The following is a 16594-nucleotide window of genomic DNA, read 5'->3' on the forward strand; positions in this document are numbered from 1 at the left end:
CCTTGTTGAGTTTCTGCTGATAGACGTGCCGCCAGTAATCGCCCTACAACGGCAAGCGCGTGAACTGCAACCTGGGCTTTTCCACCGGGTCCTTGCGCCACACCGGGCGCTGGTCGGTGCTCTGCTCGCGTTCGTGATGGCGGACGACGAACAACCGCTGTTCGAGTTCGGCAAAAAAATGCCCACGTTGCTGCTGATCGACAAACTGGCTGAAGAATTGCCGGTACGTATGCCCGGTCGAGGCGCTCAGGCGGTCCTCGCGCAACTGGCGGGTCAGTTCGTCACGAAACGCAGCCAGCGACTCGTACTCCTTGAGTGGATGATCCGGATCGTGCGGCACGTAGACGATCAGGCGTCGAACCCCACGACTGTCGGGGTGGCCATGCATCAGCAACAGAATGCCGGTCAGGCGGGTACCGAGCATGGACAGGTCATTGCAGCGAATCGAACGGTTGTTGAGACGCAAGCGCGGGTTTTCCTCTGTACTGAAGCTGAGCACCATCCTGAAGGTGTCGTACTGGATCTCTGCCTTGAGCAAGGCGATGTGCGCCGCGACGGCGAGGGCGTCTTTGAGGCTGGTGCCGATCTTGTATTGCAGAAGGCTCTCGGCCAGCACTTCGCCGGGCAGCAAGTAGCCCTGCAAGTGCCTGGCATATTGCCCGCCCAGGTCGAGGTCGCGACACAGTGTCTGGAACTGACTGATGGGCATCTGGTTTTTGAGCGGCAAGACGTCGAAGTGGCCGCGCGCATCAGGCTGACTGATGTAGTCCGAGCCTGCACCGACCGTCTCGTTGGCGGCAAAGTTGTGCAGAGCGGCATCGAGCAGTGAGACCGTACGGGTCGTCGAACCGTCGACCACGTCGATTGCATACCAGGGACTGCTGGCGGGGATATACAGGCGCAGCCAGGTCTTCCTGACGTCCGGCTCGATGCCATGGCATTGCTTGATCCTTGCTTTGAGCAGCGGCTCGGCGAAGGCGTACAGGTCGGTCCTGGCCAGCAGATGATCGACCTTGTTCTGCGAGTCCCAGGCCTTGAGATTGGCGGCGGCGAGTCGGCTGGCAAACGTACCGGGTGCGCTGTACCAGGGTTCGCGCTTCAGTGGCGTGGCGGCGAGTGCCAGGCTGCGGCTGAGCGTTGCAGTTTTGAACGGCGCGCTGACAGCCGATTCGATGAACGCGTAATGCCGGCCTTTGTCGGCGGCTTCGGCAGGCTGAGGGGAGTCAGACATGGCCAATCATCCTTGATTGTTTGAGGAATGATCAGCGTACCGGCGGCAGGGCAAAACAAAAGTTCAAAGATCGGGAGCCAAACGTGTGATCGCCTCAGCGATGCGACAAGAATTCGAATCGGAACAATGCACGAATACCACCATTTGCGCCGATGGCCTTCGGCGCGACGTGCAGGCCATGTTCGGTCAGTGCAGCGCCGATGCCACCACGGGCGCCTGTGGCGGTTGGCACTGTGAGTCGCTGCCCGGTTGCAGATACGGCGTGAGAATCGGCGCCATGCCTTTGAGTACCTGCGTGGGCAGAGCCGAGGTGAACTTGAAGTTCTCCGCCGAGCGCCCCGGGACGAACGCGGTGAGGGTGCCGAAATGGTGGTCGCCGATGTAGAACACAAAGGTCGCCGTGCGGTTGATCGACTTCGAACTGATGATCCGCCCGCCAGACCCGATCGCCGCAATGCGGTTGTCGCCGGTGCCGGTCTTGCCGCCCATGGCCAGCGGTGTGCCGTCGGGCAGTTTGAAACTGCCGGACAGCCGTTTGGCGGTACCGGCGTCGACCACTTGCGACAGCGCCTCGCGCATGGCTCGGGCCACTTCCACCGGCATCACGCGTTTGCCCACGTGCGGGTCGTTGATCAGCCTGGTTTCATACGGCGTATCGGCGGCGAAGTGCAGGCTGTCGATGCGCAGCGTCGGCATGCGCACGCCGTCATTGAGAATGGTGCCGATCAGCTCGGCGAGCGCGGCGGGACGGTCGCCGGAACTGCCAATGGCCGTGGCCAGTGACGGCACCAGGTGATCGAACGGGTAGCCGACTTTCTGCCAGCGCTGATGAATGTCGAGGAACGCTTCGATCTCGAGCATGGTGCGAATACGACTGTCGCGCGCACCCTTGTGCCGGCTCTTGAACAGCCAGCTGTAGACTTCCTGGCGCTCGAAATGGCTGGCCTTGACGATCTCGCTGAAGGTCGCTTCCGGGTGATGCAACAGATAACCCATCATCCACAGGTCCAGCGGATGCACCTTGGCGATGAAGCCTTGGTCAGGCAAATCGTAACTGCCGGGGCCATAGGAATCGTAGAGGCGGATCAGACGGTCGTCGGTGAGTTTTTCGTTGAGCTTGGAGCCCTTGAGGTGCGAGCGCACGAAACGGTTGAAGTCTTCCTGACTGGCCTCCGGCAGCAGATAGCGATGCACCGCCGCCATGCGGATCGGCGTCGGGCGGATGCTGTCGAGGAAGGTTTCCAGGCGCGCCTGGGTGTCCTTGTTCTTGTACTTTTTCCAGAATTTGAGCAGGAACGAGGTGCCTTCGCGGTCGGCGAAACTGGCCAGGTATTCCTGACGGCGCGGATCGCGATCATCCTTGAGCAATTCGCCGTTGGGGCCTGAGTAGGTGGTGTAGCGGACGATGTCGCGCATCAGGCGAATGAACGGCAGGTTGATCGACTCGCGCAGCGAATCGCGCAGGGTCGGCAGGCGACCGTTGTCCTCTTTGCGGAAGTTGTTGAATCTGTGCAGCCCACCGCCGGTAAAAAACGCCTCGCCGGGGCTGGCCGAGTATTTGCGATCCAGCGCGGCGCCGAGCAGCTTCGACAGGTCGTGATCCTTGTTCTGGATCAGGTAGTCGATGACCCAGCGGCTGAGGCGGTCCTGATCGGGCACTTCGACTTTTTTCAATTCTGCCACGCCCATCGCGCCGTATTTGTCGTGCAGCTCGGCGACGATTTGCAGGTACGTGGTCAGCACACGCATTTTCGCCGTCGAGCCGAGTTCAAGCTTGCTGCCTTCGTTGATGTCGAACGGCTGATCGGTGCTGTCGGTCTGCACGCGCACCCGCGAGCCGTCCGGGGTCAGTTCGAACAGGGTGAAGCTGTAGCGTACTTGCGTGGTGCTGGTCGGCGTCAGCAAGCGTTCGCCGAGCAGACCGATTTCTGCTGCGTAGGCCGGGTCGGCAAGTTTTTTCAGATAAGCCGTGGCCTGCGTTTGCAGATCGCCCTGCAGGGTGCTGGTGGCCGACAGGTCGAGGCGATCGAGGTCGTACAGCGGGCGATTGAGCATGCTCGCCAAGCGGCTGCGGGCAACACTGATGCCCTTGTTGGTTTCAATCGGCTGCATCGTTGGCTGGGTCTGCCAGTCGCGATACGACACGGTGCTCGCCAGCGCAGCGTCAGCGAGGGCGGTGTCGATCACTCCGTTCTGCTTGAGCAGGCGCAGGTGGCTGTCGGTGAGGCTGGCCAATTCGTCGCGACCCTTGGTCAGGTAATGCGAAGGGCGGCGCTGGGCGATCATCAGCGAGAGCATTTCACGCAAGGCCAGGCCTTTGGCGGCCATGGTCTGCGGGTCGGTCTTCGGGCTGTTCAGTTGCTCGTTGGCCTTGTTGAAATCACTGCCGTACCAGACCCGCAAACCTTCGGCCATGCCGTGCACTTCACCGTGGCCGGGCACCGCCGAGAGCGGCACGCTGTTGAGGTAGTCGCGCACGATGTTCTGCCGCGAACCGAGAGTCTGCGGGCCATCCTGATAGGCGCGCACGCTGGCGGAAATCATCTGGCGGATCTTCTCCGCGCCCGACACGGTGAGGCCGTCGGGTGAGTGGCGATACTTCTCCAGTTGCGTTGCCAGGGTGCTGCCGCCGGCCGATTGCCCGGGCAGGTGCAGCAACTTCGCCACTTGCGACCACGCGGCCATGCCGAAGCGCGGCCAGTCCACCGCCGGGTTGGCCAGCGGCTGTTTCGGGTCGAGGAGAAAGCGGTTTTCGATGAACAGCAGGCTGCTGACCACCACCGGCGGAATCGCCGCGAAGTCGGCATACAGTTGCTGCGGATAGTTGTATCGATACAGCGGCGCGCCTCGGCAGTCGGTGATCGACAACCCGGCCTGGATCTTTTCCGAATACGGCACGAACAGGCCTTTGTCGGTGTAACCGAGCAGGGCGGGGGAGAAGCGCGTCTGCTCGGTGATCACGTAATTGCGCTTGAGCAGGCGTGGCAGGAATTCGTCCAGAGAGCTGTAACCCAGGCGCAGATCGAAAGGGCCGTTGCCCGGATAACGAATCGCTTCGCTGGGACCGGGTTCCAGTTTGTAGGTCAGCGAAGCGGCGTACTGGCTCAGCTCCCGCGCCTGAAAGCGCGAAGTGCGCATTTCCTTGGACGCGGCGAGTCCCACCACCACCGCAATGATCAGAAACAGCAACCAGAAAGCCTTCCACCCGTGCCGCTGACGACGGGGTTTTTCAGGGACAGGCGCTTCATTCACACGTTCAGTCTGAACCACGGTTTTACTCGAATCGGTTTGCCACAAAGCGCCCATAGTCGACTGATCCATTCACGCAGATTGATCGGACTTGTCTGAAGCTTAGACGGTGGTTGGAGCCGGTGAAGAAAATGTGCAGAGCGGAGGAGACGGCTTGTCTGAATAACTGGAACACACACTGTGGCGAGGGGATTTATCCCCGCTGGGCTGCAAAGCAGCCCCAAAACCTGCCATCACGGTTTCTACAGGCACACCGCATGTGAGCAAGTTGCGCCTGCTGCGCAGCCGAGCGGGGATAAATCCCCTCGCCACAAAAAGGCTGTTCACATGCCGGGATGTCGTCAGTGTGAGGGATTCAGGCGGCTAGCCGATTTATCAGTCATGCGGGGACTCCCTGTGGCGAGGGGATTTATCCCCGCTGGGCTGCAAAGCAGCCCCAAAACCTGCCAGCACGGTTTCTACAGGCGCACCGCATGTGAGCAAGTTGCGACTGCTGCGCAGCCGAGCGGGGATAAATCCCCTCGCCACAAGGATGCTGTTCACATCCCCATGATGTGTCTGTGCGAGCGATGGACAGATTTATCAGTCTTGCAGGGACTCCCTGTGGCGAGGGGATTCATCCCTGCTGGGCTGCAAAGCAGCCCCAAAACCTGCCACCACAGTTTCTACAGGCCCACCGCATGTGAGCAAGTTGCGCCTGCTACGCAGCCGAGCGGGGATAAATCCCCTCGCCACAATAGATGCACTTATTCCAGAGAGCTGTTGCGCTCAGAGCCAGCAGGTATCCCAAAGCGGGTAATCACCGAGGCTATCGACCAGCCCGGCTCGCAAGGGATTATTGATGATATAGCGGGCGATGGGCTCCAGGTCCTCGCCGTCACGGATCGCTCGGTCATGGTAGCCGGTTTGCCACAGCGGTCCGTGACGTCCGGTTTTTCTGTTAACCGCATGCGTACAGCGAGCCTTTACACCGCCAATGACTTCACCAAGGGAGCCGCGTTGCAATTGCATCAGCCAATGAAAGTGGTCAGGCATGACAACCCAGGCGATGGATTGCGCGACTCCTTGCTCATGAGCCCGGCGCAGTTCTGCAACCAGTAATCGGCCTGTCTGCCAATCTGCAAATACAGGCTGGCGTTCGTGGATGACAGAGGTGATGAAGTAGGCACGACCGTTTTCCGAGAAACGACCTTGGCGCAGGCGGTGGGAATTGGGGCGGACTGGCATGTGAGCTTCCTTGCATGTGCTCCTGGCTTTTTCAAAGGTTAGTGGTTGGCCGCCCCGGTCGGCGCTGCAACTGTTGAGCGAAATTTCTGAATCCGCCGGGCGATTTATCCGTGATCAAGCGCGAGGGGAGACATCGCGCGGTGAATCAAATGCACCGGGGCTGGAACATGACGCTGCACCATGTCTGTGCAATACTTCGCGGCTTTTTCAGTGGCGACTTTTCCTACGTAATGCAGTTAATGCCTCTCCGCAGAACCCACTATTGCCGAGAGTTGTCGCTGAATGTTGTGACTTTTAGAGTGAAAAATCCTGCCCTGAGCTTTTTATACTGCACGCCCCGCTGATCTTTCAGGCCTGCCCTGCAAGACGCGTCTGCCCACGAAGCCGACGCGGTTTCCTGCCCAGCCAAGGCCTATCGGCCGATGCTTCGAAACCCGGTGGTCATATCCAATAACAAGACGAGGTTGTACCCCTATGCCAGTTGGCAATCCTCTGCCGCACGGCGACACCGCTTCGGGCGGTCCGCTCAAACGTGAACTCGGCGAACGGCATATCCGCCTGATGGCGCTCGGTGCCTGTATCGGCGTCGGTCTGTTTCTCGGTTCGGCCAAAGCCATCCAGATGGCCGGGCCGGCGATCATGCTCTCTTACATCCTTGGCGGTCTGGCGATCCTGGTGATCATGCGCGCCCTCGGTGAAATGGCCGTGCATAACCCGGTGGCCGGTTCGTTCAGCCGCTACGCGCAGGATTATCTCGGTCCGCTGGCCGGCTTTCTCACCGGCTGGAACTACTGGTTTCTGTGGCTGGTGACCTGCGTCGCGGAAATCACCGCCGTGGCCGTGTACATGGGCATCTGGTTCCCCGATGTGCCGCGCTGGATCTGGGCCTTGGCAGCGCTGGTCAGCATGGGTTCGATCAACCTGATCGCAGTCAAAGCCTTCGGCGAATTCGAATTCTGGTTCGCCCTGATCAAGATCGTCACCATCATCGCCATGGTCATTGGCGGCGTCGGCATCATCGCCTTCGGTTTCGGTAACGATGGCGTGGCGTTGGGCATTTCCAACCTGTGGGCGCATGGCGGTTTCATGCCCAACGGTGTGACCGGTGTGCTGATGTCGCTGCAGATGGTCATGTTCGCCTATCTCGGCGTCGAGATGATCGGCCTGACTGCCGGTGAGGCGAAGAACCCACAGAAGACCATTCCTGACGCAATCGGCTCGGTGTTCTGGCGGATCCTGCTGTTCTACGTCGGCGCGCTGTTCGTCATCCTGTCGATCTACCCGTGGAATGAAATCGGCACCCAGGGCAGCCCGTTCGTGATGACCTTCGAGCGTCTGGGCATCAAGACCGCCGCCGGCATCATCAATTTCGTGGTGATTACTGCGGCGCTGTCGTCATGCAACGGCGGCATCTTCAGCACCGGGCGCATGCTCTACAGCCTGGCGCAGAACGGTCAGGCCCCGGCGGGCTTCGCCAAGACCTCGAACAACGGTGTGCCACGCCGGGCACTGCTGCTGTCGATCGCGGTGTTGCTGCTGGGCGTAATGCTCAACTATCTGGTACCGGAAAAAGTCTTCGTCTGGGTCACCTCGATCGCCACCTTCGGTGCGATCTGGACCTGGGTGATGATCCTCCTCGCCCAGCTGAAATTCCGCAAAGGCCTGAGCGCCAGCGAACGTGCCGGGCTCAAGTACAAGATGTGGCTGTACCCGGTCAGCTCGTACTTCGCGCTGGCGTTCCTGGTACTGGTGGTCGGCCTGATGGCGTACTTCCCGGATACCCGCGTGGCGCTGTATGTGGGACCGGCGTTTCTTGTGCTGCTGACGGTGTTGTTTTACGTGTTCAAGTTGCAGCCGACGCAAGTGACGCAAGGTTCGGTGCGTTCGGTTTCTTGAACCTTAAGTGCGTAAACAACGAAGCCCTGATCGAGAGATCGGGGCTTTTGGGTTTTATGGGCAAGGCGATTAACGGTCAACGCCTTAAAATCGCACGGGAAGAGCTATTGACACGTGAGTACGACAAGATGACCGCTGGTCGGATAAAGCCCTCGACCTGTAATTTCTGACAGTAGACCGTCTTCAAGCTCTGGCCTAGTTTGGAGGTCCGTCCTCTGGCAGCGGCTGGCCCTCACCATGAAAGGATTCTCTGCAACCACCGCCATCGGAGTGGCCGATGCGCTCATCCATTGGCAAATATTTTTCGTGCTCTGTCAGGCGGCCGCCCTGAGTCAGGCGGCCAGCAACTTTGCGGCGTTCTGCGTAGCTGCTGCGCTCTCTTTCTATCTGAACATGCTTTATATCTTTGAAAGGGAAACGCCGGTATTTCCCTATCTGATGTTCATCGGCCTGATGGGCGGCGTCAGTTTTGGCGTGGGTGTCATCGGGGACGTCTGGCGCTTGTCGGGGCTTGTGACGGTCGCTTCGTTTTCGCTGGTGAATATTGTTTTAGGGTACTGCGTTTTCCGCTTTGTCCTTTTTCCAGGGCGACGGGCATGAACGTCTCTCCGCCTGACGTACTGCCGATGTCAGCGTCCTGCGCTGCTTCAATGCCCTTCGTAGTTGATCTGGACGGTACCCTCGTCAAATCTGATCTGCTGTTCGAATGCGTGATGTCCTTTGTCCGCAGCAAACCATTGCACTGCCTGAAACTCTTTCCCTGGCTCTGGCACGGCAAGGCGTATCTGAAAGATCGACTGGCAATGACATCGGACGTCGATCTCGCGACTTTGCCCTATGATCCCGACGTACTCCGGATGATCGAGGAACAGCGCAACGCCGGTCGGAAAATTGTTCTCGCCACAGCCAGTCATTACACATTGGCAGTGCGGATCGCCGAGCATCTGCAGGTGTTTGATGACGTTCTGGGTTCAACCCTCGAGCAGAACCTTTCGGGAACGAACAAACGTGATGCGCTGGTGGCGTTATATGGGGAGAAAAGTTTCGATTACATCGGCAATTCGCTGGACGATCTGCCGATCTGGCGGTCGGCCAGGCAAGCTTATATCGTCAATCCGCTAGCGGGCGTCCAACGTGCCGCCCGGCATCTGGATAACGTAGCCCAGGTGGTTCACTCTCGCGTTACGTATTTCAGAAGTTTGTACAAAGCCTTGCGCATTCATCAATGGATGAAGAATGTGCTGATTTTCGTTCCCCTGCTTGCAGCGCATCAAGTGGCCAACCCGCTGCTATTGGGGCGCGGCTTGCTGGCCTTCATGCTTTTCGGCTTGTGTGCATCCAGCGTCTATCTTCTGAACGACTTGCTCGACCTGAACGATGATCGCAGGCACCCGAGCAAACGCAATCGACCCTTCGCCAATGGTTCGTTATCCATCCAGTCCGGTCTGCTGATTTTCCCCCTGCTGTTGTCAGTGTCGTTCATCGGCGCGTGGTTGTGGCTGCCTCACCCATTCATTGCCGTGCTGGCCTGCTATTACGGCCTGACGCTGGTGTATTCGCTGGTGCTCAAGAGGTTGATGGCGCTGGATGTCATCGCTTTGGCGCTGCTTTACACCTTGCGCATCATTGCCGGTGGCGCCGCTTTCGGGCTCGACCTGACGGGGTGGATGCTGGCTTTTTCCATGTTCATGTTTTTGAGCCTCGCGCTGGTCAAGCGCTATGCCGAGCTGTTGCTGGCGCTGCACGGCGGCATCACCGGTAAGACCGGCGGCCGCGACTACTTTCCTGCGGACCTGGCAATGCTCTCCTCTTTGGGGGCCGCATCCGGTTATCTCGCTGTCCTGGTGCTGGCGCTTTACATCCATGACAGCGCAACTACCGAGTTGTATGCATATCCCCGATGGCTCTGGTTTGCCTGCCCATTGATGCTGTTCTGGATCACTCGTATCTGGCTGCTGACGCATCGCGGCCGCATGAATGAGGATCCGGTGGTTTTCGCACTGCGTGATCGCTTGAGTCTGGTGATGGGAACAGTGTTCTGTCTGATTTTCTGGGTGGCGGCATGACGGCCTCGCTGGCTTCCTGGGGAAACTATCCCCATGCCCCGCAGAGCGGTCGTCCCTGTCACTGGCAAGCGGATATCGGACCGCAGTGGCAGCAGTTGATCGAATCACACGGGACAACTTTGCCGTTTGGCAATGGCCGCAGCTATGGCGATAGCTGCATGGCCGCAAGCGATCACGTGCTGCAATTACGTCCCCTGAAGCGCTTCATTGAAGGCGACTGGGAAAAGGGTGAGATCTGCGCTGAAGCCGGCGTGACACTGGGCGAGATTTTACAACTCGCCATTCCCCGTGGCTGGTTTTTGCCCGTCACACCCGGTACGCGGCATGTAACGCTGGGTGGGGCGGTGGCCAATGACGTCCACGGGAAAAATCACCATCGCTGCGGCACGTTTGCCCATTCGCTGGTGTGTTTCGGGCTGCACCGTTCCATGCAATCGCCGATGGTGTGCTCGGCGACGCTAAACCCACAGTGGTTTGCCGCCACCATCGGCGGGCTCGGCCTGACGGGCGTGATTACCTGGGTGCGCATTCGTCTGCGCAAAATCCAGTCCAGCCTGATCGACAGCACACGGGTGCGTTTTGACTGTCTGGATGACTTTTTTGCCCTGTCGGTCGACATGGATGCGCGGCATGAATACAGCGTCGCGTGGATCGATTGCTTGGCCAAGGGCAATGCGCTAGGGCGCGGATGCTTCACGGCTGGGGATCATTGCGAGGCGGGGCCCCTTGAGGTCGCTGCACCACGTTCTCTGTCTGTCCCGATCCGCCCTCCGGTATCGCTGATCAATTCGCTCACCTTGAAACTGTTCAACGATCACTACTGGAAACGGCAGCCAACGAACGGACAACATCAAAAGGTTGCCTACAGCTCGTTCTTCTATCCGTTGGACCGTATCGAAAACTGGAATCGCATCTACGGACGCAGAGGTTTCCAGCAATTTCAGTGCGTATTGCCGGCCTCGGTTGCAGCCGTGGCACTGGCCGAATTACTCAAGTCGATTGCGCGTAGCGGCAGTGGCTCCTTCCTCGCGGTGCTCAAGCGTTGTGGCGACATTCCTTCGCCGGGATGGCTTTCCTTTCCTATGCCCGGTACTTCATTGGCGCTGGACTTTCCACAGAACAATGAACTGACGAGAAAACTTCTGTCGCGTCTCGATGCCATCGTCCGTGAAGCCGGGGGGCGCTTGTATCCGGCCAAGGACGCTCACATGAGCGGCAGCGATTTTCGCCAGGCCTATCCCGCCTGGGAGCAGTTGGAAGCGATGCGCGATCCGACCCTGATGTCCCGTTTCTGGCAGCGAGTCACTCGATGAAAAAAATACTGATTGTGGGCGCCACCTCGGCGATTGCCTGCGCTTGCGCACGATTGTGGGCGGCTGATCGCAGCGAATTGTTCCTGGTCGGCAGGGATGCGCAAAAACTCCAGCAAACCAGCGTCGATCTTCAGGTTCGAGGTGCCAGAGCCGTGACCACGTACGTCATGGACGCCAGTGATATCGCGGCACATCCGGTCATGTACGAGAAATGCCTGGCGACGTTGCAGACGGTGGATATCTGTCTGATTGCCTATGGCTCGCTGCCAGATCAGTACGCGTGCGAACAACACGTTGAACAGGCCATGGAGCAGTTCGCCAATAACGGCAGTTCAATGATCGCGCTGTTGACGCTGTTGGCAAATCGCATGGTTGTCCAGCAGCACGGCACGCTGGCGGTCATTTCCTCGGTTGCCGGGGATCGAGGACGACCTTCCAATTACCTGTACGGCGCGGCAAAGGCGGCCGTTTCCACGTTCTGCGAAGGCTTGCGGGTACGCTTGTTCAAAGCGGGTGTGCATGTGATCACGATAAAGCCTGGGTTAGTCGACACGCCCATGACGCGAGGGTTGGCGCTGCCCTCCGTGCTTGTAGCGCAACCGGATACGGTTGCCCGGCGAATAGTCAGAGGGATCAATCGACAGGTGGCGGTGCTGTATGTACCCGGCTTTTGGGCGGTGATCATGTGGCTGATTCGGGTGATGCCGCAGCCGCTGTTCAAGAGGCTGAACCTGTGAATCAGACACTGAGGTTATCCGGGTGGCGTTACCGCGTTTTGATTGGCTCGGTGATTTGCTCCGCCCTCGCTTATCTCGCTGTTTCCCTGTGGGGTGGGTGGTCGGCGGTGAGCGCGGCGGTCAGTCGAGTGGGTTGGTGGCAGTGCGGGCAAATCGTCTGCGTGGTTTTGCTTGGATACGGTCTGCGTTTTTTGCGTTGGCAGGGTTATCTGTCTGCCTTGGGTCACCGGTTGCCTTGGCGGCCGAGCTTGAACATCTACCTGGCCGGATTCGCCCTGACGACGACTCCCGGCAAGGCCGGGGAGGCGTTGCGCGGTGTTTTGCTCAAACGTTTGGAGGTGCCTTACGCACAGAGCTTTGCCGCGCTGTTCAGTGAGCGGCTTGCGGACCTGCTGGCGATGGTGGGCCTGGCATTGTTCGGCTTGAGCGCGCATCCGGAATGGTTGTCGATGATCATTGCCAGTTTCGTCCTCTTGGTATGCGGTACATCGATGATGTTTTCGCCAAGCCTTGTCAGCGCGATTGATCGTCGCACTGAGCAACGGCACGACAGATTCTCGCGGTTGCTGGGGCATGCCGTTCAGGTATTGCGTCAGTCGCGCCGCTGTCACTCCCCTCGTCGCGTCATGGGCGCAACGCTATTGAGCCTGCTGGCCTGGGGGCTTGAAGCATTGGCGTTTTACTGGATTTTGCAGGCGATGGGCGCGGACGTGAGCCTGACGTTAGCGATCTTTATTTATGCGGTGGCCATGTTGGCGGGGGCTCTGAGTTTCATGCCGGGCGGTTTGGGCAGTGCCGAAGCAGCGATGCTAGCGCTGCTGGTTTCAGGCGGAGTCGGGTTGGCAGATGCGATCGCGGCGACGGTTTTGTTACGGCTGGTAACGTTGTGGTTGGCGGTCGGGGTGGGAATGCTTGCACTTTTATGGAAGAGGTCGGTAGCCGGTTTTGATCATGGCTGAGTAACTACTGAGGAGATGACAATGGACACTGCGTCGCGAAAGTACAAATTGGCAATGTACCTGTGTCTGATTGGCGCAATTGGATTTGGCCTGTATGTAAGGTTGCGCAACATCGATGCTACTGGCCTGTGGCTGGATGAGGCCTTCAGTGTATCGGTAAGCGATCCGCAAAATGGATTCTTTGACGTGTATCGAACTACATTGAGTGACGTTCATCCTCCCTTTTATCAGATTTTACTGTGGACTTATTATCAGGCTGTCGGGTTTGGCGAACACACAGGGCGGTATCTCTCTGCGGTAATCGGCGTGCTGTTGATTCCCTCTGTATTCCTCCTCGGGCGCAAATTGTTTGATGAACAAGTAGGGCTCATCGTTGCGTGGTTGGCAGCGGTCAATAGTTTCTTGGTTCAGTATTCGCAAGAGACTCGCTCTTATGCGCTTCTGTCGTTGCTTACCGTTTTGTCTTTTGTGATCTTCTTGCGCTGCTTAAGTCGAGGCAGAGGGCAGGATTTTTTTTGCTATTGGCTGACTTCCGCCGCGCTGATAAATACTCATTACTTCGGTTATCTGCCGGTCTTTGCTCAAGTGCTTGTGTTGCTTCACATGATCTTGCGCAGCGAGGTCCACAGCCAAGTTATATACAGGTTCATTTGCGCCGGATTTTTTGCCGCATTAACCGTAATTCCTGGTTTATCGTACGCTGAGAGTAGCTTTTTACGGGATTTCTGGATTCAACCACCCGAAACTGTTTTTTTCTTCAAGGTTTTCCTGTTGTATTTCGGAGATACGTTTCTGGCCGCTTTGCTCGCTGTAATTTTAATTTCAGGGCTGGCGTCGATGGCTCAAAATCCTGAAAGCGCAATTGCTTGCAGGCTGATTGTGTTCTGGGGGGTAGTAGGAATTGTGGTGCCCTATGTCTGTTCTGTTTACTTACGCCCGGTGACAACTCAACGCAATTTTATTTTTCTTCTGCCCGCCGTATTGCTGGTGGCTGCGTACGCAGTTGGCAATATAAGAGATGTGCCAGTAAAAGTGTTAATGCTGGTGGTATTGATGACATTTTCTGCTACGCCTTTATTCAGGGATATCAGTTATCTGAGGGATCCTGAAAATCCGTACTCACGCGAGACGCACATGAGAGATATCGTCATCTCTGTAATGAATAAGTCAAACGTGTTGCCAATCTATTCGCTTGATGCGATTCAGTTTGGTGTCTATTTCAAGTTGCTGGGATCTCCGCTGCTTGTTAGTAATTTAGAGAAGCTGAAAACTGATTTGTCGTTGCCCAGTCACCCGAAAGAATTTTATGTTCTGGAGACGAACTATGGTCCTGGTTTTGCTCAGGGAATCAAAAATCTAGAAAGGTACGAAGCAAAAATTATCGATAAGGAAGAAATAGGTCATGTGCGATTATTCAAGATCCGTACATTTGAACCATGATCGGTAGCGGTGGGCATTCCGAATGGAAATGCACACCTTTGAGCAGTTACGCAGCGACGACCTCGCTCGGCTCAAAACTATCCGCCCGCGCCATCTGCCACATCCGCGAATAGAACTCGCCATTCACTTCACCGGTGAGCAATTCCCCCGGTTTCAAAAACACGTGCAACTGCGAGAACAGTTTGATCTCGGTCGCCGACATGCGTCGTACCAGATGCTTGGCCGACAGTTGCGAGGGATGCTCAAGGCCTGCTGCAGCGAGCATTTCCGCCAGTGCTTTGAGCGTGCTGCGATGGAAGTTGTAGACGCGCTGGGCTTTGTCCGGTACCACCAGAGCGCGTTGGCGCAAGGCGTCCTGGGTGGCAACGCCGGTCGGGCATTTGTTGGTGTGGCACGACTGCGACTGGATGCAGCCGATGGCGAACATGAAGCCGCGCGCGGAGTTGGCCCAGTCAGCGCCGATGGCCAGCACGCTGGCGATGTCGAAGGCGCTGACGATCTTGCCGCTGGCGCCGAGTTTGATCTTGTCGCGCAGGTTCAGGCCGACCAGCGTGTTGTGCACGAACAGCAGGCCTTCGCGCATCGGCACGCCGATGTGGTCGGTGAATTCGACAGGGGCTGCGCCAGTGCCGCCTTCCTTGCCATCGACGACGATGAAGTCCGGAAGAATGCCGGTTTCCAGCATGGCCTTGGCAATGCCCATGAATTCCCACGGATGGCCGAGGCAGAATTTGAAGCCCACCGGTTTGCCACCGGACAATTCGCGCAGTTGCTGGATGAACTGCATCATCTCGATCGGCGTTGAAAACGCACTGTGGCGCGACGGCGAGACGCAGTCCTCGCCCATCAGGATGCCGCGTGTTTCCGCAATCTCCCTGGTGACCTTGTGCTTGGGCAAGATCCCGCCATGGCCGGGTTTGGCGCCCTGGCTCATCTTGATTTCGATCATGCGCACTTGCGGATTCTGCGCCTGCACGGCGAAGCGCTCAGGGTCGAAACGGCCGTCGCTGGTGCGGCAGCCGAAATAGCCGCTGCCCAGCTCCCAGGTCAGATCACCACCATGTTCGCGGTGATACGGGCTGATGCTGCCTTCGCCTGTGTCGTGGGCGAAGTTGCCGAGTTTCGCGCCCTGGTTCAAGGCGCGGATGGCGTTGGCGCTGAGCGAGCCGAAGCTCATTGCCGAGATATTGAAGATCGACGCCGAGTACGGCTGCGTGCACTGCGGACCGCCGACAATGACGCGGAAACCGTTCGGGTCACTCAACGGCGCCGGGCGCATCGAATGGCCGATGAATTCGAAGCCGGACTGGTAGACGTCGATCAGCGTGCCGAACGGTTTGTCGGCAGTTTCGTTTTTCGCTCGCGAGTACACCAGCGAACGCTGCGCGCGGGAGAAGGGCAGGGCATCGCTGTCGGACTCGAGCAGGTACTGGCGAATCTCCGGGCGGATGCCTTCGACCAGATAACGGATGTTGCCCAGAATCGGATAATTGCGGCGCACTGCATGGCGCGTCTGCAACAGGTCGAACACGCCGAGCAGGCTCAGCACAGCGGTGGCGGCGGTGATCGGCCACAGCCAGTCATGTTCGAGAAAGGGCAGGCTGGCGAGGGTGAAAATCACGCAGACGGCAAAGAAGGCGTAGCGGCTCAGCAGCGACAGGCTCATACGGTTTCCTTGGTTCGGATTGTTTGTGGCTGGCAGGCATATTGCGCCAACGACGGAACCGTGAACAGGCAGATTTCCCTCTCCTCGCCTACATCGGAGCCGTCTCGCTTACGATGCCAGTTGACTTGGCTGTTGAACGCGAGAAGCAGCCATGCAGCAATACTGGTGGGCAAACTTGTGGCATTGACGAACGCCTTCGCGAGCACGCTCGCACAAGGAATTGCAGTGAAAGGTGGAAGCGAACTTGCACGCGAAATCGACGATTACCTTTTTGTTTATGCCGCGACCGATTCCTGAGGCGTTTGCCGTTTCTGGTCATGTTTGTGCTTGGCCCTGGCCATATCGTTGATGCAGTAATTGATGTGATAGAAGGTGAACAGGACTGAATACAAGCGGTTCATTCGCGGTTCGAAGTTGTGTTTGGTCAGTGTGTAGGCGCGCAAGGCTCTGCGAACTCGAAAGCACCAAGCAATGGCGATGAGCTGAGCAATGACCGTCATCGCATACCCCGTGGCTATGAACCGCGGATCAGATACGGTGAAAAAGATCCCTCCGATACCACAGAGCGCCAGATAAACGACCAGACCGGTCTGGCTCAGTGTCTTGATTTGAGTGACCTCCTCAACCACGGTTGTTGTTTTGTGCAGCCATACAACCGAGTAGAGCCCCATGGTGACTACGGTCAGGAGAATGAAATGGAGCGTCTTGAGATTGTTCTTTTCCTTGAGCGTTGAAATGTCAGACATGCAGCGTTTTCCCTCTTAGGCGATGTAGCGAATGGCTGCCGGGCAGCGATGAATAACGCTACCA

The 16594-nt window shown here is 57.9% G+C and carries 12 protein-coding genes; 7 read left to right on the top strand and 5 right to left on the bottom strand.

Annotated features, from left to right (window positions below):
* Positions 1-43: 43 nt before the first annotated feature.
* From ACV8MC_RS12290 to ACV8MC_RS12300, 3 genes are all read right to left on the bottom strand, one after another.
* A complete protein-coding gene (locus ACV8MC_RS12290) occupies positions 44-1231 on the bottom strand; it encodes a dermonecrotic toxin domain-containing protein (RefSeq protein ID WP_457265399.1) in 1188 nt (395 codons plus the stop codon).
* 186 nt (positions 1232-1417) lie between these two features.
* Positions 1418-4537 (bottom strand): transglycosylase domain-containing protein, encoded by a 3120-nt coding sequence (locus tag ACV8MC_RS12295; protein WP_457265401.1) that lies wholly within the window; start codon positions 4535-4537, stop codon positions 1418-1420.
* A 711-nt stretch (positions 4538-5248) separates the two neighbouring features.
* Positions 5249-5707, bottom strand: coding sequence for an REP-associated tyrosine transposase (locus ACV8MC_RS12300; RefSeq protein ID WP_252876841.1), 459 nt, complete (start codon positions 5705-5707; stop codon positions 5249-5251).
* A gap of 474 nt (positions 5708-6181) precedes the next feature.
* Here ACV8MC_RS12300 and ACV8MC_RS12305 point away from each other — a divergent pair, with 474 nt between their 5' ends.
* From ACV8MC_RS12305 to ACV8MC_RS12335, 7 genes are all read left to right on the top strand, one after another.
* Positions 6182-7603 (top strand): amino acid permease, encoded by a 1422-nt coding sequence (locus ACV8MC_RS12305; protein WP_056790085.1) that lies wholly within the window; start codon positions 6182-6184, stop codon positions 7601-7603.
* Between the two features lie 237 nt (positions 7604-7840).
* The gene (locus ACV8MC_RS12310; RefSeq protein WP_095181734.1) at positions 7841-8203 is read left to right on the top strand and encodes a GtrA family protein; all 363 of its coding nucleotides are present in this window, start codon (positions 7841-7843) and stop codon (positions 8201-8203) included.
* 26 nt (positions 8204-8229) lie between these two features.
* Positions 8230-9669, top strand: coding sequence for a UbiA family prenyltransferase (locus ACV8MC_RS12315; RefSeq protein ID WP_056790362.1), 1440 nt, complete (start codon positions 8230-8232; stop codon positions 9667-9669).
* Positions 9666-10982, top strand: coding sequence for an FAD-binding protein (locus ACV8MC_RS12320; protein WP_423520687.1), 1317 nt, complete (start codon positions 9666-9668; stop codon positions 10980-10982). The genes ACV8MC_RS12315 and ACV8MC_RS12320 overlap by 4 nt, the downstream gene beginning before the upstream one ends.
* Positions 10979-11719: an SDR family oxidoreductase gene (locus tag ACV8MC_RS12325; protein ID WP_041479891.1), complete on the top strand. Its 741-nt coding sequence runs from the start codon at positions 10979-10981 to the stop codon at positions 11717-11719. The genes ACV8MC_RS12320 and ACV8MC_RS12325 overlap by 4 nt, the downstream gene beginning before the upstream one ends.
* On the top strand, positions 11716-12678 hold the full coding sequence (locus tag ACV8MC_RS12330; protein ID WP_457265405.1) for a lysylphosphatidylglycerol synthase transmembrane domain-containing protein: 963 nt from the start codon (positions 11716-11718) through the stop codon (positions 12676-12678). Before ACV8MC_RS12325 ends, ACV8MC_RS12330 begins: the two co-directional genes overlap by 4 nt.
* 21 nt (positions 12679-12699) lie before the next feature.
* Positions 12700-14118, top strand: coding sequence for a glycosyltransferase family 39 protein (locus ACV8MC_RS12335; RefSeq protein WP_457265406.1), 1419 nt, complete (start codon positions 12700-12702; stop codon positions 14116-14118).
* Positions 14119-14164: 46 nt separating this feature from the next.
* Here the strand turns inward: ACV8MC_RS12335 and ACV8MC_RS12340 are convergent, their stop codons facing one another.
* A complete protein-coding gene (locus tag ACV8MC_RS12340; RefSeq protein WP_252876838.1) occupies positions 14165-15784 on the bottom strand; it encodes an FMN-binding glutamate synthase family protein in 1620 nt (539 codons plus the stop codon).
* A gap of 275 nt (positions 15785-16059) precedes the next feature.
* A complete protein-coding gene (locus ACV8MC_RS12345; protein WP_056790069.1) occupies positions 16060-16530 on the bottom strand; it encodes a DUF4234 domain-containing protein in 471 nt (156 codons plus the stop codon).
* Between the last annotated feature and the right edge of the window lie 64 nt (positions 16531-16594).

This window comes from Pseudomonas sp. PK-RTE-24 (genome assembly GCF_054052265.1).